Raw genomic sequence first — 21,171 nt, 5'->3', positions numbered from 1 at the left:
CAATAATCATTCAATAAAAAGCCTCACACACTTTTGATTCATTAAAAAAGAAGTCTAAAATAGAATTATTCTTCAATCTGCATAAGAAAATCCTATGGAAAATTATCTGATCGACAATCTGGACCGCGGCATCCTGGAAGCATTAATGGGTAATGCGCGTACCGCTTACGCCGAACTGGCAAAACAATTTGGCGTCAGTCCAGGGACGATTCACGTTCGTGTAGAGAAAATGAAGCAGGCGGGGATCATCACTGGGGCACGCATCGACGTCAGTCCGAAGCAGCTCGGTTATGACGTAGGCTGCTTTATCGGCATTATATTAAAGAGCGCCAAAGACTATCCTTCCGCGCTGGCAAAGCTGGAAAGCCTTGAGGAAGTCACTGAAGCCTATTACACCACCGGCCACTACAGCATCTTTATCAAAGTGATGTGCCGTTCGATCGACGCCCTTCAGCATGTACTTATCAACAAGATCCAAACAATTGATGAAATTCAGTCCACTGAGACTCTGATCGTCCTGCAGAACCCGATCATGCGTACCATCAAACCATGAGTGGCTTTTTTAATCCCATACTTTTCCACAGGTAGATCCCAGCGCGTTCACAGCGTACAATACGCCACTCTTAATAAAGGTGGCGGTTTATGGCAGATATCACTCTTATCAGCGGCAGCACCCTCGGCGGTGCCGAATATGTAGCAGAACACCTGGCTGAAAAACTGGAAGAGGCGGGTTTTACCACCGAAACGCTGCACGGTCCGCTGTTGGAAGATTTATCAGCCTCTGGGATCTGGCTGGTTATCAGCTCAACCCACGGTGCCGGAGATATTCCGGACAACCTTTCTCCTTTCTATGAAGCATTGCAGAAACAGAAGCCCGATCTTTCTGCGGTCCGCTTTGGCGCAATCGGTATTGGTAGTCGTGAATATGACACCTTTTGTGGGGCTATCGATAAACTCGAGGCTGAACTCAAAAATTCCGGTGCAAAACAGACAGGCGAAACACTGAAGATCAACATTCTTGATCACGACATTCCGGAAGATCCGGCAGAAGAATGGCTGGGATCGTGGATTAATTTACTCAAATAAGTATACAGATCGTGCGACCTACTGTGGATAACTCTGTCAGGAAGCTTGGATCAACCGGTAGTTATCCAAAGAACAACCGTTGTTCAGTTTTTGAGTTGTGTATAACCTCTCATTCTGATCCCAGCTTATACGGTCCAGGATCACCGATCATTCACAGTTAATGATCCTTTCCAGGTTGTTGATCTTAAAAGCCGGATCCTTGTTATCCACAGGGCAGTGCGATCCTAATAAGAGATCACAATAGAACAGATCTCTAAATAAATAGATCTTCTTTTTAATACCCAGGATCCCAGGTCTTTCTCAAGCCGACAAAGTTGAGTAGAATCCACGGCCCGGGCTTCAATCCATTTTCATACCGCGTTATGCGAGGCAATCACCATGTTTTATCCGGATCCTTTTGACGTCATCATCATTGGCGGGGGTCATGCAGGCACCGAGGCCGCGATGGCTGCGGCGCGTATGGGTCAACAGACTCTGCTTTTGACACACAATATCGACACTCTGGGACAGATGAGCTGCAACCCGGCGATCGGCGGTATTGGGAAGGGACATCTGGTTAAAGAAGTGGATGCACTCGGCGGTCTGATGGCGAAAGCGATCGATCAGGCGGGTATCCAGTTTAGGATACTAAACGCAAGCAAGGGGCCAGCGGTTCGCGCTACCCGAGCTCAGGCGGATCGTGTGCTCTACCGTCAGGCGGTACGTACAGCGCTGGAGAACCAACCGAACCTGATGATCTTCCAGCAGGCGGTTGAGGATCTTATTGTCGAAAACGATCGCGTGGTCGGTGCTGTTACCCAAATGGGACTGAAGTTCCGTGCTAAAGCTGTGGTGCTCACCGTTGGGACTTTCCTGGACGGTAAAATTCATATCGGTCTGGATAATTACAGCGGTGGCCGTGCTGGTGATCCGCCGTCTATTCCGCTTTCTCGCCGTTTGCGTGAACTGCCGCTGCGTGTTGGTCGTCTGAAAACCGGGACTCCGCCGCGTATTGATGCTCGAACCATCGACTTTAGCGTGCTGGCGCAACAGCATGGCGATAACCCAATGCCGGTATTCTCGTTTATGGGTAATGCGGCACAACACCCGCAACAAGTACCGTGTTATCTCACTTATACCAATGAAAAAACCCATGACGTGATCCGCAGTAACCTCGATCGTAGTCCGATGTATGCTGGGGTGATCGAAGGTGTCGGTCCACGCTACTGCCCGTCGATCGAAGATAAAGTCATGCGCTTCGCCGACAGAAATCAGCATCAGATCTTCCTTGAGCCGGAAGGATTGACCTCCAACGAAATTTATCCGAACGGTATCTCCACCAGCCTACCGTTCGATGTACAGATGCAAATTGTCCGTTCCATGAAGGGAATGGAAAACGCGAAAATTGTGCGTCCGGGTTATGCCATTGAGTATGACTTCTTCGATCCGCGCGATCTGAAACCGACGCTGGAAAGCAAATTTATTCAGGGGCTGTTCTTTGCTGGTCAGATTAACGGCACTACCGGTTATGAAGAAGCCGCTGCACAAGGTTTGCTGGCAGGCCTGAATGCCGCTCGTCTGTCCGCCGACAAAGAAGGCTGGGCACCGGCGCGTTCCCAGGCATATCTCGGTGTGCTGGTCGACGATCTGTGCACACTGGGTACCAAAGAACCGTACCGTATGTTTACCTCGCGCGCGGAATATCGTCTGATGCTGCGCGAAGATAACGCTGACCTGCGTTTGACCGAAATGGGCCGTGAGCTGGGTCTGGTGGATGACGAACGTTGGGCGCGCTTTAACGAGAAGTTAGAAAACATCGAACGTGAGCGTCAACGCCTGAAATCAACATGGGTGACACCATCGACAGAAGGTGTAGCCGAAGTGAATGCTCACCTGACTTCGCCGCTTTCTCGCGAAGCCAGTGGTGAGGATCTGTTGCGTCGCCCGGAAATGACCTACGAAACATTAACCTCGTTGGCACCTTTCGCACCAGCGCTGACTGATGAACAAGCCGCAGAGCAGGTTGAGATTCAGGTTAAGTACGAAGGTTATATCGCGCGTCAGCAAGATGAGATCGAAAAGCAGCAGCGTAACGAGAATACCCTGCTACCAGCGACGCTGGATTACCGCCAGGTATCCGGTCTTTCTAACGAGGTGATCGCCAAACTCAACGATCACAAACCGGCATCTATCGGCCAGGCTTCGCGTATTTCTGGTGTCACACCTGCGGCTATCTCCATTCTGCTGGTGTGGTTGAAAAAACAAGGTATGCTCCGTCGTAGCGCATAACGCATTAAAAATGGCGGGTGAGCACCTGTTTACCCGCCACTGCATTCAGAACAGGTAATCACCGTGCTCAACAAACTCTCCTCTCTGCTGAAAGATGCAGGAATTTCGCTTACCGATCACCAGAAAAATCAGCTTATTGCCTACGTTAATATGCTGCATAAATGGAATAAGGCCTATAACCTGACTTCAGTTCGTGATCCCAACGAAATGCTGGTTCGTCATATTCTTGATAGCATCGTGGTAGCTCCTTATCTGCAAGGTGAGCGCTTTATCGATGTTGGCACCGGACCGGGACTGCCGGGAATACCGCTTTCTATCGTGCGTCCTGAAGCCCACTTCACGCTGCTGGATAGCCTCGGTAAGCGCGTGCGCTTTCTGCGTCAGGTTCAGCATGAGCTGAAACTGGATAACATCACTCCAGTGCAAAGTAGGGTAGAGGAGTTTCCAGCTGAACCTCCTTTTGATGGCGTGATCAGCCGTGCATTTGCTTCGCTCGATGATATGCTGAACTGGTGTCACCACCTTCCTGGGCCATCCGGTCGTTATTACGCATTGAAAGGGCAATTACCAGAAGATGAAATTGCTTCATTACCAAAAGAATTTCAGGTCGAATCGGTAGTTAAATTACATGTTCCTGGGCTGGAGGGAGAACGTCATCTGGTGGTGATTAAGCCAAACAGAATTTAATTTTTATCAAAAATATGGACGAAAAACAGGTTTCAAAACTGTTAAAAAAACACCCATGCCAGGACGATATAAGTCGTTACACTTAACGCCATGTTCACTGTTTGTTTGCAACAACACAACGTGGCTTTTTTTACCAAAGATTTATTCTGTCAGTAACGAAAATATCAGACGGCTAAAAATCATTTAAGAAAACCAGTTTTTTTGTTAAAAATTAATTATAAAAGTCAATATTTAGTTTTTGGGTTGTAATAGTCGTTTTTAAAGCTGAATGCTTTTTTAAGGTTAAATATCAAAAAGTTGAAAAGGCATCATTAGCTAAGTAAATAATCAGGACAAAGACGAAGATGCGTAAATTGTGATCTGAAGCACGCTTTATCACCAGTGTTTACGCACCTTTTGCAGATTTGCATGATCGCTCACAGTTTCTTAAAAACTAAGAAATGTGGGCTGGAGAAAAATATTTAAACATTTATTCACGTTTTGGCTACTTATTGTTTGAAATCACGGGGACGCACCGTATAATTTGACCGCTTTTTGATGCTTGACTCTAAGCCTTAAAGAAAGTTTTATACGACACGCGGCATACCTCGAAGGGAGCAGGAGTGAAAAACGTGATGTCTGTGTCGCTCGTGAGTCGAAACGTTGCTCGGAAGCTTCTGCTCGTTCAGTTACTGGTGGTGATAGCAAGTGGATTGCTGTTCAGCCTCAAAGATCCCTTCTGGGGCGTCTCTGCATTAAGTGGAGGCCTGGCAGTCTTTCTGCCTAACGTTTTGTTTATGATATTTGCCTGGCGTCACCAGGCACATACACCAGCGAAAGGCCGGGTGGCCTGGACATTCGCATTTGGCGAAGCTTTCAAAGTTCTGGCGATGTTGGTGTTACTGGTGGTGGCGTTGGCGGTTTTAAAGGCGGTATTCTTGCCGCTGATCGTTACGTGGGTTTTGGTGCTGGTGGTTCAGATACTGGCACCGGCTGTAATTAACAACAAAGGGTAAAAGGCATCATGGCTTCAGAAAATATGACGCCGCAGGATTACATAGGACACCACCTGAATAACCTTCAGCTGGACCTGCGTACATTCTCGCTGGTGGATCCGCATAACCCCCCAGCCACCTTCTGGACAATCAATATTGACTCCATGTTCTTCTCGGTGGTGCTGGGTCTGTTGTTCCTGGTTTTATTCCGTAGTGTAGCCAAAAAGGCGACCAGCGGCGTGCCAGGTAAGTTTCAGACCGCGATTGAGCTGGTGATCGGCTTTGTTAATGGTAGCGTGAAAGACATGTACCATGGCAAGAGCAAGCTGATTGCTCCGCTGGCCCTGACGATTTTCGTCTGGGTATTCCTGATGAACTTGATGGACTTACTGCCTATCGACCTGCTGCCGTACATCGCTGAACATGTACTGGGTCTGCCGGCACTGCGTGTGGTTCCGTCTGCGGACGTGAACGTAACGCTGTCTATGGCACTGGGCGTATTTATCCTGATTCTGTTCTACAGCATCAAAATGAAAGGCATCGGCGGCTTCACGAAAGAGTTGACGCTGCAGCCGTTCAATCACTGGGCGTTCATTCCTGTCAACTTAATCCTTGAAGGGGTAAGCCTGCTGTCCAAACCAGTTTCACTCGGTTTGCGACTGTTCGGTAACATGTACGCCGGTGAGCTGATTTTCATTCTGATTGCTGGTCTGTTGCCGTGGTGGTCACAGTGGATTCTGAATGTGCCGTGGGCCATTTTCCACATCCTGATCATTACGCTGCAAGCCTTCATCTTCATGGTTCTGACGATCGTCTATCTGTCGATGGCGTCTGAAGAACATTAATTTACCAACACTACTACGTTTTAACTGAAACAAACTGGAGACTGTCATGGAAAACCTGAATATGGATCTGCTGTACATGGCTGCCGCTGTGATGATGGGTCTGGCGGCAATCGGTGCTGCGATCGGTATCGGCATCCTCGGGGGTAAATTCCTGGAAGGCGCAGCGCGTCAACCTGATCTGATTCCTCTGCTGCGTACTCAGTTCTTTATCGTTATGGGTCTGGTGGATGCTATCCCGATGATCGCTGTAGGTCTGGGTCTGTACGTGATGTTCGCTGTCGCGTAGTAAGCGTTGCTTTTATTTAAAGAGCAATATCAGAACGTTAACTAAATAGAGGCATTGTGCTGTGAATCTTAACGCAACAATCCTCGGCCAGGCCATCGCGTTTGTCCTGTTCGTTCTGTTCTGCATGAAGTACGTATGGCCGCCATTAATGGCAGCCATCGAAAAACGTCAAAAAGAAATTGCTGACGGCCTTGCTTCCGCAGAACGAGCACATAAGGACCTTGACCTTGCAAAGGCCAGCGCGACCGACCAGCTGAAAAAAGCGAAAGCGGAAGCCCAGGTAATCATCGAGCAGGCGAACAAACGCCGCTCGCAGATTCTGGACGAAGCTAAAGCTGAAGCAGAGCAGGAACGTACTAAAATCGTGGCCCAGGCGCAGGCGGAAATTGAAGCCGAGCGTAAACGTGCCCGTGAAGAGCTGCGTAAGCAAGTTGCTATCCTGGCTGTTGCTGGCGCCGAGAAGATCATCGAACGTTCCGTGGATGAAGCTGCTAACAGCGACATCGTGGATAAACTTGTCGCTGAACTGTAAGGAGGGAGGGGCTGATGTCTGAATTTATTACGGTAGCTCGCCCCTACGCCAAAGCAGCTTTTGACTTTGCCGTCGAACACCAAAGTGTAGAACGCTGGCAGGACATGCTGGCGTTTGCCGCCGAGGTAACCAAAAACGAACAAATGGCAGAGCTTCTCTCTGGCGCGCTTGCGCCAGAAACGCTCGCCGAGTCGTTTATCGCAGTTTGTGGTGAGCAACTGGACGAAAACGGTCAGAACCTGATTCGGGTTATGGCTGAAAATGGTCGTCTTAACGCGCTCCCGGATGTTCTGGAGCAGTTTATTCACCTGCGTGCTGTGAGTGAGGCTACCGCTGAGGTAGACGTCATTTCCGCTGCCGCGTTGAGTGAACAACAGCTCGCGAAAATTTCTGCTGCGATGGAAAAACGTCTGTCACGCAAAGTTAAGCTGAATTGCAAAATCGATAAGTCTGTAATGGCAGGCGTTATCATCCGAGCGGGTGATATGGTCATTGATGGCAGCGTACGCGGTCGTCTTGAGCGCCTTGCAGACGTCTTGCAGTCTTAAGGGGACTGGAGCATGCAACTGAATTCCACCGAAATCAGCGAACTGATCAAGCAGCGCATTGCTCAGTTCAATGTTGTGAGTGAAGCTCACAACGAAGGTACTATTGTTTCTGTAAGTGACGGTGTTATCCGCATCCACGGCCTGGCCGATTGTATGCAGGGTGAAATGATCTCCCTGCCGGGTAACCGTTACGCTATCGCACTGAACCTCGAGCGTGACTCTGTAGGTGCGGTTGTTATGGGTCCGTACGCTGACCTTGCCGAAGGCATGAAAGTTAAGTGTACTGGCCGTATCCTGGAAGTTCCGGTTGGCCGTGGCCTGCTGGGCCGTGTGGTTAACACTCTGGGTGCACCAATCGACGGTAAAGGTCCGCTGGATCACGACGGCTTCTCTGCTGTAGAAGCTATCGCCCCGGGCGTTATCGAACGTCAGTCCGTAGACCAGCCGGTACAGACCGGTTATAAAGCCGTTGACTCCATGATCCCAATCGGTCGTGGTCAGCGTGAATTGATCATCGGTGACCGTCAGACCGGTAAAACCGCACTGGCAATCGATGCCATCATTAACCAGCGCGATTCCGGTATCAAATGTATCTATGTCGCTATCGGCCAGAAAGCGTCCACTATTTCTAACGTGGTACGTAAACTGGAAGAGCACGGCGCACTGGCTAACACCATCGTTGTGGTAGCAACCGCGTCTGAATCCGCTGCACTGCAATACCTGGCGCCGTATGCCGGTTGCGCAATGGGCGAATACTTCCGTGACCGCGGTGAAGATGCGCTGATCATTTACGATGACCTGTCTAAACAGGCTGTTGCTTACCGTCAGATCTCCCTGCTGCTCCGTCGTCCGCCAGGACGTGAAGCATTCCCGGGTGACGTATTCTACCTCCACTCTCGTCTGCTGGAGCGTGCTGCGCGTGTTAACGCCGAATACGTTGAAGCCTTCACCAAAGGTGAAGTGAAAGGGAAAACCGGTTCTCTGACTGCGCTGCCGATTATCGAAACTCAGGCTGGTGACGTTTCTGCGTTCGTTCCGACCAACGTAATCTCCATTACCGATGGTCAGATCTTCCTGGAAACCAACCTGTTCAACGCCGGTATTCGTCCTGCGGTTAACCCGGGTATCTCCGTATCCCGTGTTGGTGGTGCAGCACAGACCAAGATCATGAAAAAACTGTCCGGTGGTATCCGTACCGCTCTGGCACAGTATCGTGAACTGGCAGCGTTCTCTCAGTTTGCATCCGACCTTGACGATGCAACTCGTAAGCAGCTTGACCACGGTCAGAAAGTGACCGAACTGCTGAAACAGAAACAGTATGCGCCGATGTCCGTTGCGCAGCAGTCTCTGGTTCTGTTCGCAGCAGAACGTGGTTACCTGGCGGATGTTGAACTGTCGAAAATCGGCAGCTTCGAAGCCGCTCTGCTGGCTTACGTCGACCGTGATCACGCTCCGTTGATGCAAGAGATCAACCAGACCGGTGGCTACAACGACGAAATCGAAGGCAAGCTGAAAGGCATCCTCGATTCCTTCAAAGCAACCCAATCCTGGTAACGTCTGGCGGCTTGCCTTAGGGCAGGCCGCAAGGCATTGAGGAGAAGCTCATGGCCGGCGCAAAAGAGATACGTAGTAAGATCGCAAGCGTCCAGAACACGCAAAAGATCACTAAAGCGATGGAGATGGTCGCCGCTTCCAAAATGCGTAAATCGCAGGATCGCATGGCGGCCAGCCGTCCTTATGCAGAAACCATGCGCAAAGTGATTGGTCACCTTGCACACGGTAATCTGGAATATAAGCACCCATACCTGGAAGACCGCGACGTTAAACGCGTGGGCTACCTGGTGGTGTCGACCGACCGTGGTTTGTGCGGTGGTTTGAACATTAACCTGTTCAAAAAACTGCTGGCGGAAATGAAGACCTGGACCGACAAAGGCGTTCAATGCGACCTCGCAATGATCGGCTCAAAAGGCGTGTCGTTCTTCAACTCCGTGGGCGGCAATGTTGTTGCCCAGGTCACCGGCATGGGGGACAACCCTTCCCTGTCCGAACTGATCGGTCCGGTAAAAGTGATGTTGCAGGCCTACGACGAAGGCCGTCTGGACAAGCTTTACATTGTCAGCAACAAATTTATTAACACCATGTCTCAGGTTCCGACCATCAGCCAGCTGCTGCCGTTACCGGCATCAGATGATGATGATCTGAAACATAAATCCTGGGATTACCTGTACGAACCCGATCCGAAGGCGTTGCTGGATACCCTGCTGCGTCGTTATGTCGAATCTCAGGTTTATCAGGGCGTGGTTGAAAACCTGGCCAGCGAGCAGGCCGCCCGTATGGTGGCGATGAAAGCCGCGACCGACAATGGCGGCAGCCTGATTAAAGAGCTGCAGTTGGTATACAACAAAGCTCGTCAGGCCAGCATTACTCAGGAACTCACCGAGATCGTCTCGGGGGCCGCCGCGGTTTAAACAGGTTATTTCGTAGAGGATTTAAGATGGCTACTGGAAAGATTGTCCAGGTAATCGGCGCCGTAGTTGACGTCGAATTCCCTCAGGATGCCGTACCGCGCGTGTACGATGCTCTTGAGGTGCAAAATGGTAATGAGCGTCTGGTGCTGGAAGTTCAGCAGCAGCTCGGCGGTGGTATCGTGCGTACCATCGCAATGGGTTCCTCCGACGGTCTGCGTCGCGGTCTGGATGTAAAAGACCTCGAACACCCGATCGAAGTCCCGGTAGGTAAAGCGACTCTGGGCCGTATCATGAACGTACTGGGTGAACCGGTCGACATGAAAGGCGAGATCGGTGAAGAAGAGCGTTGGGCGATTCACCGCGCAGCACCTTCCTACGAAGAGCTGTCAAACTCTCAGGAACTGCTGGAAACCGGTATCAAAGTTATCGACCTGATGTGTCCGTTCGCTAAGGGCGGTAAAGTCGGTCTGTTCGGTGGTGCGGGTGTAGGTAAAACCGTAAACATGATGGAGCTTATTCGTAACATCGCGATCGAGCACTCCGGTTACTCTGTGTTTGCGGGCGTAGGTGAACGTACTCGTGAGGGTAACGACTTCTACCACGAAATGACCGACTCCAACGTTATCGACAAAGTATCCCTGGTATATGGCCAGATGAACGAGCCGCCGGGAAACCGTCTGCGCGTTGCACTGACCGGCCTGACCATGGCTGAGAAATTCCGTGACGAAGGTCGTGACGTTCTGCTGTTCGTTGACAACATCTATCGTTACACCCTGGCCGGTACGGAAGTATCCGCACTGCTGGGCCGTATGCCTTCAGCGGTAGGTTATCAGCCGACTCTGGCGGAAGAGATGGGCGTTCTTCAGGAACGTATCACCTCCACCAAAACTGGTTCTATCACCTCCGTACAGGCGGTATACGTACCTGCGGATGACTTGACTGACCCGTCTCCGGCAACCACCTTTGCGCACCTTGACGCAACCGTGGTACTGAGCCGTCAGATCGCGTCTCTGGGTATCTACCCGGCCGTTGACCCGCTGGACTCTACCAGCCGTCAGTTGGACCCGCTGGTGGTTGGTCAGGAACACTACGACACCGCGCGTGGCGTTCAGTCCATCCTGCAACGTTATCAGGAACTGAAAGACATCATCGCCATCCTGGGTATGGATGAACTGTCTGAAGAAGACAAACTGGTGGTAGCGCGCGCTCGTAAGATCCAGCGCTTCCTGTCCCAGCCGTTCTTCGTGGCAGAAGTATTCACCGGTTCTCCGGGTAAATACGTCTCCCTGAAAGACACCATCCGTGGCTTTAAAGGCATCATGGAAGGCGAATACGATCACCTGCCGGAGCAGGCGTTCTACATGGTCGGTTCCATCGAAGAAGCTGTGGAAAAAGCCAAAAAACTTTAACGCCTTAATCGGAGGGTGATATGGCAATGACTTACCACCTGGACGTCGTCAGCGCAGAGCAACAAATGTTCTCTGGTCTGGTCGAGAAAATCCAGGTAACGGGTAGCGAAGGTGAACTGGGGATCTACCCTGGCCACGCACCGCTGCTCACCGCCATTAAGCCTGGTATGATTCGCATCGTGAAACAGCACGGTCACGAAGAGTTTATCTATCTGTCTGGCGGCATTCTTGAAGTGCAGCCTGGCAACGTGACCGTTCTGGCCGACACCGCAATTCGCGGCCAGGATCTCGACGAAGCGCGAGCCATGGAAGCGAAACGTAAGGCTGAAGAGCACATTAGCAGCTCTCACGGCGACGTAGATTACGCTCAGGCGTCTGCGGAACTGGCCAAAGCGATCGCGCAGCTGCGCGTTATCGAGTTGACCAAAAAAGCGATGTAACACCGGCTTGAAAAGCACAAAAGCCAGTCTGGAAACAGGCTGGCTTTTTTATATGTATTTCGCTGATATATACATAAATTTTATTACTCATCAAAAAGTTAGTATCTTGCTAAGTCGTTAATTGTCTCCTTTTCTCCATAGTGATATCGTCCCTGTTGTTATTATTATTTCTGTAATTATATGAGGGATCATATCTATGTCTTTTAAAACGTCTTTTGAAGGTGTCCAACCGGTTGTGATGACCGATCGCGCCACCTTTATCCGCCGTGCTTATATGCATCTGGCTGGGGCTGTTGTCGGGTTCATCATTCTCAGCGCGCTGTTTATCTTTAGTGGGCTTGGCAAAATGATGCTTAGGGTACTGATGAACAGTGGTCAATTTGGTTGGCTGGTGGTGCTGGGTGCTTTTATTCTGGTCAGCATGCTGGCGACTCGTCTGGCAGATAACGTGGAATCTAATCAGACCCAACTGATTGGACTGGGGATATATGTACTGGCAGAAGCGTTAATTTTTGCGCCTTTACTGACACTGGCAGCGTATATTAATCCAGCAATTATTGGCGCGGCGGGCATCACCACAGCATTGCTGGTGGGTGGTCTGACATTCACGGCCTTCACGACCAAAAAAGATTTCTCTTTCATGCGTTCGTTTTTAACCATGGCGGGCTTTATCGCTTTCGGTGCCATTATCGCGAGCATTTTTATGGGATTCTCACTGGGCGTCTGGTTCTCGGCGGCAATGGTGCTTTTGTGTGCTGGCTTCGTGCTGTACGACACGTCTAATATTATTCATCATTATCCTACCGATCGTCCGGCAGGCGCGGCGCTACATCTCTTCGCCTCTATCGCTACCATGTTCTGGTATGTTCTGCGCATTTTCATGTCCCGCGATTAACCCTGCTTGTATAAACCAGCGAAATTATTCGCTGGTTTTCCCGTTTATTCATTGATCGAAATAAGAGCAAAAACATCCACCTGACGCTTAAATGAAGGTACTGCCTTAATTTTCTGCAGACAAAAGGCGTGACGATGGTCGAAAATGGCACTTTCGTCAGCGGGGATAATCCGTTATTGAACAATTTATCCTCTGTCCATTTCACGATGAAAAAAATGTAGTTTTTTCAAGGTGAAGCGGTTTAAATTCGTTCTCAAATTACAGTCAGGACGCGTATGTTGAATAATGCTATGAGCGTAGTGATCCTTGCCGCAGGTAAAGGCACGCGCATGTATTCCGATCTTCCGAAAGTGCTGCATACCCTTGCCGGGAAAGCGATGGTTCAGCATGTCATTGATGCTGCGAATGAATTAGGCGCAGCGCACGTTCACCTGGTTTACGGTCACGGCGGTGATCTGCTTAAACAGGCGCTGAAAGACGACAACCTGAACTGGGTGCTTCAGGCAGAACAGCTGGGTACGGGTCATGCAATGCAGCAGGCCGCACCTTTCTTTGCCGATGATGAAGACATTTTAATGCTCTACGGCGACGTGCCGCTGATCTCTGTCGAAACACTCCAGCGCCTGCGTGATGCTAAACCGCAGGGCGGCATTGGCCTGCTGACAGTGAAACTGGATGATCCCACCGGTTATGGTCGTATTACCCGCGAAAACGGCAAAGTTACTGGCATTGTTGAGCATAAAGATGCCACCGACGAGCAGCGTCAGATTCAGGAGATCAACACCGGCATTCTGATCGCCAACGGCGCAGATATGAAACGCTGGCTGGCTAAACTGACCAACAATAATGCGCAGGGCGAATACTACATCACCGACATTATTGCGCTGGCGTATCAGGAAGGGCGTGAAATCGTTGCCGTTCATCCGCAACGTTTAAGCGAAGTAGAAGGCGTGAATAACCGCCTGCAACTCTCTCGTCTGGAGCGCGTTTACCAGTCCGAACAGGCTGAAAAACTGCTTTTAGCAGGCGTTATGCTGCGTGATCCGGCGCGTTTTGATCTACGCGGTACGCTAACTCACGGGCGCGATGTTGAAATTGATACTAACGTTATCATCGAGGGCAACGTGACTCTCGGTCATCGCGTGAAAATCGGCACCGGTTGCGTGATTAAAAACAGCGTGATTGGCGATGATTGCGAAATTAGCCCGTATACCGTTGTGGAAGATGCGAATCTGGCAGCGGCCTGTACCATTGGCCCGTTTGCCCGTCTGCGTCCTGGTGCTGAGTTGCTGGAAGGTGCACACGTCGGTAACTTCGTTGAGATGAAAAAAGCGCGTCTGGGTAAAGGCTCGAAAGCTGGTCATCTGACTTACCTGGGCGATGCGGAAATTGGCGATAACGTTAACATTGGTGCAGGAACCATTACCTGCAACTACGACGGTGCGAATAAATTTAAGACCATTATAGGCGACGATGTGTTTGTCGGTTCCGACACTCAGCTGGTGGCCCCGGTAACAGTAGGCAAAGGCGCGACCATTGCTGCGGGTACAACTGTGACGCGTAATGTCGGTGAAAATGCCCTGGCGATCAGCCGTGTGCCGCAGACTCAAAAAGAAGGCTGGCGTCGTCCGGTAAAGAAAAAGTAATTCTGGCCGGGTAATCCGGCCATATGGGGTGAGGAGATAACATAATCTCCCGCCCACAAGCAGTAACTATAAAAATAACCCCACTCTCTACAAAGGCTCGGGGCGCCCGAAAAACGGGCATACAGGTTGACCGACAACGATATAAATCGGAATCAAAAACTATGTGTGGAATTGTTGGCGCGATCGCGCAACGTGATGTAGCAGAAATCCTTCTTGAAGGTTTACGTCGTCTGGAATACCGCGGATATGACTCTGCCGGTCTGGCGGTTGTAGATGCAGAAGGTCATATGACCCGCCTGCGTCGCCTCGGTAAAGTCCAGATGCTGGCCCAGGCAGCGGAAGAACATCCTCTGCATGGCGGCACCGGGATTGCTCACACTCGCTGGGCGACGCACGGCGAACCTTCAGAAGTGAATGCGCATCCGCATGTTTCTGAACACATTGTGGTGGTGCATAACGGCATCATCGAAAACCATGAACCGCTGCGTGAAGAGTTAAAAGCGCGTGGCTATACCTTCGTTTCTGAAACCGACACCGAAGTGATTGCACATCTGGTGAACTGGGAGCTGAAACAAGGCGGTACTCTGCGTGAGGCTGTTCTGCGCGCTATTCCGCAGCTGCGTGGCGCTTATGGCACGGTAATTATGGATACCCGTCACCCGGATACTCTGCTGGCGGCACGTTCTGGTAGCCCGCTGGTGATTGGCCTGGGTATGGGCGAAAACTTTATCGCTTCTGACCAGTTGGCGCTGTTGCCAGTGACCCGTCGCTTTATCTTCCTCGAAGAGGGCGATATTGCCGAAGTGACTCGCCGTTCGGTAACCATCTTCGATAAAACTGGTGCGGAAGTAAAACGTCAGGATATCGAATCCAATCTGCAATATGACGCGGGCGATAAAGGTATTTACCGCCACTACATGCAGAAAGAGATTTATGAACAGCCGAACGCGATCAAAAACACCCTTACCGGGCGTATCAGCCACGGCCAGGTGGACCTAAGCGAGCTGGGGCCGAACGCTGACGAACTGCTGTCGAAGGTTGAGCATATTCAGATCCTCGCCTGCGGTACTTCTTACAACTCCGGTATGGTTTCCCGTTACTGGTTTGAATCGCTGGCAGGCATTCCGTGCGACGTTGAAATCGCCTCTGAATTCCGCTATCGCAAATCTGCTGTGCGTCGCAATAGCTTGATGATCACTCTGTCGCAGTCTGGCGAAACCGCGGATACCCTGGCGGGCCTGCGTCTATCGAAAGATCTGGGTTACCTTGGTTCGCTGGCTATCTGTAACGTTCCGGGTTCTTCTCTGGTACGCGAATCCGATCTGGCGCTGATGACCAACGCCGGTACGGAAATCGGCGTGGCGTCTACTAAAGCATTCACCACCCAGTTAACTGTGCTGTTGATGCTGGTGGCGAAGCTGTCTCGCCTGAAAGGTCTGGATGCCTCCATTGAGCATGACATCGTGCATGGTCTGCAGGCGCTGCCGAGCCGTATTGAGCAGATGCTGTCTCAGGACAAACGCATTGAAGCACTGGCAGAAGATTTCTCTGACAAACATCACGCGCTGTTCCTGGGCCGTGGCGATCAGTACCCAATCGCGCTGGAAGGCGCATTGAAGCTGAAAGAGATCTCTTACATTCACGCTGAAGCCTACGCTGCAGGCGAACTGAAACACGGTCCGCTGGCGCTGATTGATGCCGATATGCCAGTTATCGTCGTTGCACCGAACAACGAATTGCTGGAAAAACTGAAATCCAACATTGAAGAAGTTCGTGCGCGTGGCGGTCAGTTGTATGTCTTTGCCGATCAGGATGCTGGTTTTGTCGGTAGCGATAATATGCACATCATCGAGATGCCGCATGTGGAAGAGGTGATTGCACCGATCTTCTACACCGTTCCGTTGCAGTTACTGGCGTACCACGTCGCGCTGATCAAAGGCACTGACGTTGACCAGCCACGTAACCTGGCAAAATCGGTTACGGTTGAGTAATACACAGATGCCCTGCTTTCGCAGGGCATTTTTCTATTCCCTCACTTATCGTCTCATCTTTAGCTATTTTTTAACTGTCACAGAAAGAAAATTTTTCTGCCAAATTGCTGTCACTATCGCTGCTAACTTATTGATTTTTAGCTGTATAAAAAGACTTTTCTTCTCTGTCATAAAACTGTCATAAACCTTACATATAACTGTCACCTGTTTGTCCTATTTTGCTTCTCGTAGCCAACAAACAATGCTTTATGAATCCTCCCAGGAGACATTATGAAAGTTATGCGTACCACCGTCGCAACTGTTGTCGCCGCGACCTTATCGATGAGCGCTTTCTCTGTGTTTGCAGAAGCAAGCCTGACAGGTGCAGGTGCAACCTTCCCTGCGCCGGTGTATGCCAAATGGGCTGACACTTACCAGAAAGAAACCGGTAATAAAGTTAACTACCAGGGTATCGGTTCTTCCGGCGGCGTAAAACAGATTATCGCCAATACCGTTGATTTTGGTGCCTCTGACGCGCCGCTGTCTGACGAAAAACTGGCTCAGGAAGGTCTGTTTCAGTTCCCGACTGTAATTGGCGGCGTGGTGCTGGCGGTTAACATTCCGGGGCTAAAATCTGGCGAACTGGTGCTGGATGGTAAAACCCTCGGCGACATCTACCTGGGCAAAATCAAAAAGTGGGATGATGAAGCCATCGCCAAACTGAATCCGGGTCTGAAACTGCCTTCACAGAACATTGCTGTAGTGCGCCGTGCAGATGGCTCCGGGACATCCTTTGTCTTCACCAGCTATCTGGCGAAAGTGAACGAAGAGTGGAAAAACAACGTCGGTACTGGCTCTACCGTAAAATGGCCGATTGGTCTGGGTGGTAAAGGAAACGACGGTATCGCCGCGTTCGTTCAGCGTCTGCCGGGTGCAATTGGTTATGTTGAATATGCTTACGCTAAGCAGAACAACCTGGCGTACACCAAACTGATCTCCGCTGATGGTAAACCTGTTTCGCCGACCGAAGAAAACTTTGCCAATGCGGCAAAAGGCGCAGACTGGAGCAAAACATTCGCTCAGGATCTGACCAACCAGAAAGGCGAAGATGCGTGGCCTATTACCTCTACCACGTTCATTCTGGTCCACAAAGATCAGAAGAAACCAGAGCAGGGCGTAGAAGTGCTGAAGTTCTTCGACTGGGCGTATAAAACCGGGGCTAAACAGGCAAATGATCTGGATTACGCCAGCCTGCCGGATAGCGTGGTTGAACAGGTTCGCGCTGCGTGGAAGACCAATATTAAAGACAGTAGCGGTAAGCCGCTGTACTAATAAAACTCCAGGCCGGGTGCGGTGTTTTACGCCGCATCCGGCATTACAAAATGACTTTGTAAACGCGTTTAACTGAAGAGTAACTTATGGCTGCAACCAAGCCTGCTTTTAACCCACCGGGTAAAAAGGGCGACATAATTTTCAGCGTGCTGGTAAAACTGGCGGCGCTGATTGTGCTATTGATGTTGGGTGGCATTATTGTCTCTCTGATCATCTCCTCCTGGCCGAGCATTCAGAAATTTGGTCTGGCTTTCCTGTGGACCAAAGAGTGGGATGCGCCGAACGATATCTACGGGGCGCTGGTGCCGATCTACGGTACGTTGGTGACCTCGTTTATCGCGCTGCTGATCGCCGTCCCGGTGAGTTTCGGTATCGCCCTGTTCCTGACCGAGCTTGCGCCTGGCTGGCTGAAGCGCCCGCTGGGTATAGCCATTGAGTTGCTGGCAGCCATTCCAAGTATCGTGTACGGCATGTGGGGCCTGTTTATCTTTGCGCCGCTGTTCGCCGTTTACTTCCAGGAGCCGGTCGGCAATATCATGTCGAATATCCCGATTGTTGGCGCGCTGTTCTCCGGCCCGGCCTTTGGTATCGGTATCCTCGCGGCAGGCGTGATCCTCGCCATCATGATTATTCCGTACATTGCAGCGGTAATGCGCGATGTATTCGAACAAACCCCGGTGATGATGAAAGAGTCAGCCTACGGTATCGGCTGCACCACTTGGGAAGTTATCTGGCGTATCGTTCTTCCGTTCACCAAAAATGGGGTTATCGGCGGCATCATGCTGGGTCTGGGGCGCGCGCTCGGTGAAACCATGGCGGTGACCTTTATCATCGGTAACACCTACCAGCTCGACAGCGCCTCGCTGTACATGCCGGGCAACAGTATCACCTCTGCGCTGGCGAACGAATTTGCGGAAGCGGAATCCGGTCTGCACGTTGCTGCACTGATGGAACTGGGCCTGATCCTGTTTGTGATTACCTTCATCGTCCTCGCCGCATCGAAGTTTATGATTATGCGCCTGGCTAAGAATGAGGGGGCACGCTAATGGCTATGGTTGAAACGCAAACCACTGCGGCGCTGGCAGAATCCCGCCGCAAAATGCAGGCGCGTCGCCGCCTCAAAAACCGTATTGCACTGACGCTCTCAATGGCGACGATGGCTTTCGGTTTGTTTTGGCTGATCTGGATTTTAATGTCCACCATCACTCGCGGTATCGATGGTATGTCGCTGGCGCTGTTCACCGAAATGACGCCGCCGCCAAATACGGAAGGCGGTGGTCTGGCAAACGCCCTGGCGGGTAGCGGCCTGTTAATTTTGTGGGCTACGGTATTCGGTACGCCACTGGGCATTATGGCGGGGATTTATCTGGCGGAATATGGCCGTAAGTCCTGGCTGGCAGAAGTGATTCGCTTCATTAACGACATTCTGCTCTCCGCGCCGTCGATTGTCGTTGGTCTGTTTGTTTACACCATCGTGGTGGCACAGATGGAGCACTTCTCTGGCTGGGCTGGCGTGATTGCCCTGGCGCTGTTGCAGGTGCCGATTGTTATCCGCACCACCGAGAACATGCTGAAACTGGTGCCGGACAGCCTGCGTGAAGCGGCTTATGCGCTGGGTACGCCGAAATGGAAGATGATCTCCGCGATTACGCTGAAAGCGTCGGTGTCCGGGATCATGACCGGTATCCTGCTGGCGATTGCCCGTATTGCTGGTGAAACCGCGCCGCTGCTGTTTACCGCGCTCTCCAACCAGTTCTGGAGCACGGACATGATGCAGCCGATCGCCAACCTGCCGGTAACGATCTTTAAGTTTGCGATGAGCCCATTTGCAGAATGGCAGCAATTGGCCTGGGCCGGGGTGTTGATTATTACCCTGTGCGTCCTGCTGCTGAACATTCTGGCGCGCGTTGTTTTTGCGAAGAATAAACACGGTTAACACTTTGCCGGATGCGGTGTGAACGCCTTATCCGGCCTACGGTAAGCCTGATTAGCGAAGTGCATCAGGCACGATGAGGAAAAGATTGCAATGAGTATGGTTGAAACTGCCCCGAGTAAAATTCAGGTTCGTAATTTGAACTTCTACTACGGCAAATTCCATGCCCTGAAAAACATCAACCTGGATATCGCCAAAAACCAGGTTACGGCGTTTATCGGGCCGTCCGGCTGCGGTAAATCGACGCTGCTGCGTACTTTCAACAAAATGTTTGAACTGTATCCGGAGCAGCGTGCGGAAGGTGAGATTCTGCTCGATGGCGACAACATCCTGACTAACACTCAGGATATCGCCCTGCTGCGTGCGAAAGTGGGCATGGTGTTCCAGAAACCGACGCCGTTCCCGATGTCCATTTACGACAACATCGCCTTTGGTGTTCGTCTGTTTGAGAAGCTCTCCCGTGCGGATATGGACGAGCGCGTGCAGTGGGCATTGACCAAAGCCGCATTGTGGAACGAAACCAAAGATAAATTGCACCAGAGCGGTTACTCTCTCTCTGGTGGTCAGCAACAGCGTCTGTGCATTGCGCGTGGTATCGCCATTCGCCCGGAAGTGCTGCTGCTCGACGAACCGTGTTCGGCGCTCGACCCTATCTCTACCGGGCGTATTGAAGAGCTGATCACCGAACTGAAGCAGGATTACACCGTAGTGATCGTCACCCACAACATGCAGCAGGCTGCGCGTTGTTCCGACCACACGGCATTTATGTACCTGGGCGAATTGATTGAGTTCAGCAACACGGACGATCTGTTCACCAAGCCAGCGAAGAAACAAACAGAAGACTACATCACCGGTCGTTACGGTTGATTCAGGAGTGCGTTATGGACAGTCTCAATCTTAATAAACATATTTCCGGCCAGTTCAACGCCGAACTGGAAAGCATCCGCACGCAGGTGATGACCATGGGCGGCATGGTGGAGCAGCAGCTTTCTGATGCAATCACCGCGATGCATAACCAGGACAGCGATCTGGCGAAGCGCGTCATCGAAGGCGACAAGAACGTCAACATGATGGAAGTGGCGATCGATGAAGCCTGCGTGCGCATTATCGCCAAACGTCAGCCGACGGCGAGCGACCTGCGTCTGGTGATGGTGATCAGTAAAACCATTGCCGAGCTGGAGCGTATTGGCGACGTGGCGGACAAAATCTGCCGTACTGCGCTGGAGAAATTCTCCCAGCAGCATCAGCCGTTGCTGGTAAGTCTGGAGTCGCTGGGCCGTCATACCATCCAGATGCTGCACGACGTGCTGGACGCGTTCGCGCGGATGGATATTGACGAAGCGGTGCGAATTTATCGGGAAGATAAAAAAGTCGATCAGGAGTACGAAGGTATTGTTCGTCAACTGATGACCTACATGATGGAAGATTCGCGCACCATTCCGAGCGTCCTTACCGCGCTGTTCTGTGCGCGTTCAATCGAACGTATCGGCGACCGTTGCCAGAATATTTGTGAGTTTATCTTCTACTACGTGAAGGGGCAGGATTTCCGTCACGTCGGTGGTGACGAGCTCGATAAACTGCTTGCAGAAAAAGATAGCGATAAATAATTCACCAAACAAATCCCAATAATTTAATTATTGGGATTTGTTATATATAACTTTATAAATTCCTAAAATTACACAAAATTAATAACTGCGAGCATGGTCATACTTTTATAAATAGAGCATTGCTATTTTCTCTGCACGCAACTAAATTAATTTTCGAACCTGGATGTTCGTTATAAAAACCATTAATAAATGACTGGATTGTTACTGCATTCGCAGGCAAAACCTGACATAACCAGAGAATACTG

At 50.9% G+C, this 21,171-nt stretch carries 21 protein-coding genes; all 21 read left to right on the top strand.

From position 1 onward, the window contains the following. Positions 1 to 94: 94 nt before the first annotated feature. The 21 genes from asnC to phoU all read left to right on the top strand — a co-directional run bounded on the left by asnC (position 95) and on the right by phoU (position 20,926). The gene (gene asnC, locus K0335_RS12510; protein WP_000432971.1) at positions 95 to 553 is read left to right on the top strand and encodes a transcriptional regulator AsnC; all 459 of its coding nucleotides are present in this window, start codon (positions 95 to 97) and stop codon (positions 551 to 553) included. Between the two features lie 89 nt (positions 554 to 642). Then, positions 643 to 1,086, top strand: coding sequence for an FMN-binding protein MioC (gene mioC / locus K0335_RS12505; RefSeq protein WP_000763745.1), 444 nt, complete (start codon positions 643 to 645; stop codon positions 1,084 to 1,086). A 378-nt stretch (positions 1,087 to 1,464) separates the two neighbouring features. Then, positions 1,465 to 3,354 (top strand): tRNA uridine-5-carboxymethylaminomethyl(34) synthesis enzyme MnmG, encoded by a 1,890-nt coding sequence (mnmG, locus tag K0335_RS12500; protein ID WP_000499772.1) that lies wholly within the window; start codon positions 1,465 to 1,467, stop codon positions 3,352 to 3,354. A 63-nt stretch (positions 3,355 to 3,417) separates the two neighbouring features. Then, a complete protein-coding gene (rsmG, locus tag K0335_RS12495; protein WP_000932853.1) occupies positions 3,418 to 4,041 on the top strand; it encodes a 16S rRNA (guanine(527)-N(7))-methyltransferase RsmG in 624 nt (207 codons plus the stop codon). 614 nt (positions 4,042 to 4,655) lie between these two features. After that, complete coding sequence (gene atpI / locus K0335_RS12490) at positions 4,656 to 5,036, top strand: F0F1 ATP synthase subunit I (protein ID WP_000116699.1); 381 nt, start codon at positions 4,656 to 4,658, stop codon at positions 5,034 to 5,036. Positions 5,037 to 5,044: 8 nt separating this feature from the next. Next, entirely contained in the window at positions 5,045 to 5,860 is an 816-nt protein-coding gene (atpB, locus tag K0335_RS12485; protein WP_000135618.1) for a F0F1 ATP synthase subunit A, read from the top strand. Positions 5,861 to 5,906: 46 nt separating this feature from the next. Beyond that, entirely contained in the window at positions 5,907 to 6,146 is a 240-nt protein-coding gene (atpE, locus tag K0335_RS12480) for a F0F1 ATP synthase subunit C (protein WP_000429386.1), read from the top strand. A 61-nt stretch (positions 6,147 to 6,207) separates the two neighbouring features. After that, positions 6,208 to 6,678 carry a F0F1 ATP synthase subunit B gene (gene atpF / locus K0335_RS12475; RefSeq protein WP_001052219.1) on the top strand — a complete coding sequence of 157 codons (471 nt, stop codon included), beginning with the start codon at positions 6,208 to 6,210 and terminating at the stop codon, positions 6,676 to 6,678. Positions 6,679 to 6,692: 14 nt separating this feature from the next. Next, the gene (gene atpH, locus K0335_RS12470; RefSeq protein WP_001288587.1) at positions 6,693 to 7,226 is read left to right on the top strand and encodes a F0F1 ATP synthase subunit delta; all 534 of its coding nucleotides are present in this window, start codon (positions 6,693 to 6,695) and stop codon (positions 7,224 to 7,226) included. A 12-nt stretch (positions 7,227 to 7,238) separates the two neighbouring features. Continuing rightward, positions 7,239 to 8,780: a F0F1 ATP synthase subunit alpha gene (gene atpA / locus K0335_RS12465; RefSeq protein WP_001176745.1), complete on the top strand. Its 1,542-nt coding sequence runs from the start codon at positions 7,239 to 7,241 to the stop codon at positions 8,778 to 8,780. Positions 8,781 to 8,830: 50 nt separating this feature from the next. Further along, positions 8,831 to 9,694 carry a F0F1 ATP synthase subunit gamma gene (gene atpG, locus K0335_RS12460; protein ID WP_000896498.1) on the top strand — a complete coding sequence of 288 codons (864 nt, stop codon included), beginning with the start codon at positions 8,831 to 8,833 and terminating at the stop codon, positions 9,692 to 9,694. A gap of 26 nt (positions 9,695 to 9,720) precedes the next feature. Further along, the gene (gene atpD / locus K0335_RS12455; RefSeq protein WP_000190506.1) at positions 9,721 to 11,103 is read left to right on the top strand and encodes a F0F1 ATP synthase subunit beta; all 1,383 of its coding nucleotides are present in this window, start codon (positions 9,721 to 9,723) and stop codon (positions 11,101 to 11,103) included. 20 nt (positions 11,104 to 11,123) lie between these two features. Next, a complete protein-coding gene (locus tag K0335_RS12450) occupies positions 11,124 to 11,543 on the top strand; it encodes a F0F1 ATP synthase subunit epsilon (RefSeq protein WP_001251965.1) in 420 nt (139 codons plus the stop codon). 196 nt (positions 11,544 to 11,739) lie between these two features. Then, on the top strand, positions 11,740 to 12,438 hold the full coding sequence (locus K0335_RS12445; RefSeq protein ID WP_000008757.1) for a Bax inhibitor-1 family protein: 699 nt from the start codon (positions 11,740 to 11,742) through the stop codon (positions 12,436 to 12,438). A gap of 275 nt (positions 12,439 to 12,713) precedes the next feature. Further along, positions 12,714 to 14,084, top strand: coding sequence for a bifunctional UDP-N-acetylglucosamine diphosphorylase/glucosamine-1-phosphate N-acetyltransferase GlmU (gene glmU / locus K0335_RS12440; protein WP_000933736.1), 1,371 nt, complete (start codon positions 12,714 to 12,716; stop codon positions 14,082 to 14,084). A 161-nt stretch (positions 14,085 to 14,245) separates the two neighbouring features. Continuing rightward, on the top strand, positions 14,246 to 16,075 hold the full coding sequence (gene glmS / locus K0335_RS12435) for a glutamine--fructose-6-phosphate transaminase (isomerizing) (RefSeq protein ID WP_000334107.1): 1,830 nt from the start codon (positions 14,246 to 14,248) through the stop codon (positions 16,073 to 16,075). Positions 16,076 to 16,345: 270 nt separating this feature from the next. Next, positions 16,346 to 17,386 carry a phosphate ABC transporter substrate-binding protein PstS gene (gene pstS / locus K0335_RS12430; protein ID WP_000867152.1) on the top strand — a complete coding sequence of 347 codons (1,041 nt, stop codon included), beginning with the start codon at positions 16,346 to 16,348 and terminating at the stop codon, positions 17,384 to 17,386. An 86-nt stretch (positions 17,387 to 17,472) separates the two neighbouring features. After that, on the top strand, positions 17,473 to 18,432 hold the full coding sequence (gene pstC, locus K0335_RS12425; RefSeq protein WP_000741620.1) for a phosphate ABC transporter permease PstC: 960 nt from the start codon (positions 17,473 to 17,475) through the stop codon (positions 18,430 to 18,432). Beyond that, positions 18,432 to 19,322 carry a phosphate ABC transporter permease PstA gene (gene pstA / locus K0335_RS12420; protein ID WP_001252002.1) on the top strand — a complete coding sequence of 297 codons (891 nt, stop codon included), beginning with the start codon at positions 18,432 to 18,434 and terminating at the stop codon, positions 19,320 to 19,322. The genes pstC and pstA overlap by 1 nt, the downstream gene beginning before the upstream one ends. Positions 19,323 to 19,412: 90 nt before the next feature. Then, the gene (gene pstB, locus K0335_RS12415) at positions 19,413 to 20,186 is read left to right on the top strand and encodes a phosphate ABC transporter ATP-binding protein PstB (RefSeq protein ID WP_000063126.1); all 774 of its coding nucleotides are present in this window, start codon (positions 19,413 to 19,415) and stop codon (positions 20,184 to 20,186) included. Between the two features lie 14 nt (positions 20,187 to 20,200). Then, entirely contained in the window at positions 20,201 to 20,926 is a 726-nt protein-coding gene (gene phoU / locus K0335_RS12410; protein WP_000377784.1) for a phosphate signaling complex protein PhoU, read from the top strand. The last annotated feature ends 245 nt before the right edge of the window (positions 20,927 to 21,171 follow it).

Origin of the sequence: Escherichia sp. GZ89, assembly GCF_019366485.1 — a bacterium.
In the GTDB taxonomy this organism is placed as follows: Bacteria; Pseudomonadota; Gammaproteobacteria; order Enterobacterales; family Enterobacteriaceae; genus Escherichia; species Escherichia fergusonii.
Note: the sequence above shows the minus strand (reverse complement) of the source record. Positions and strands in the feature narration are given on the sequence as shown.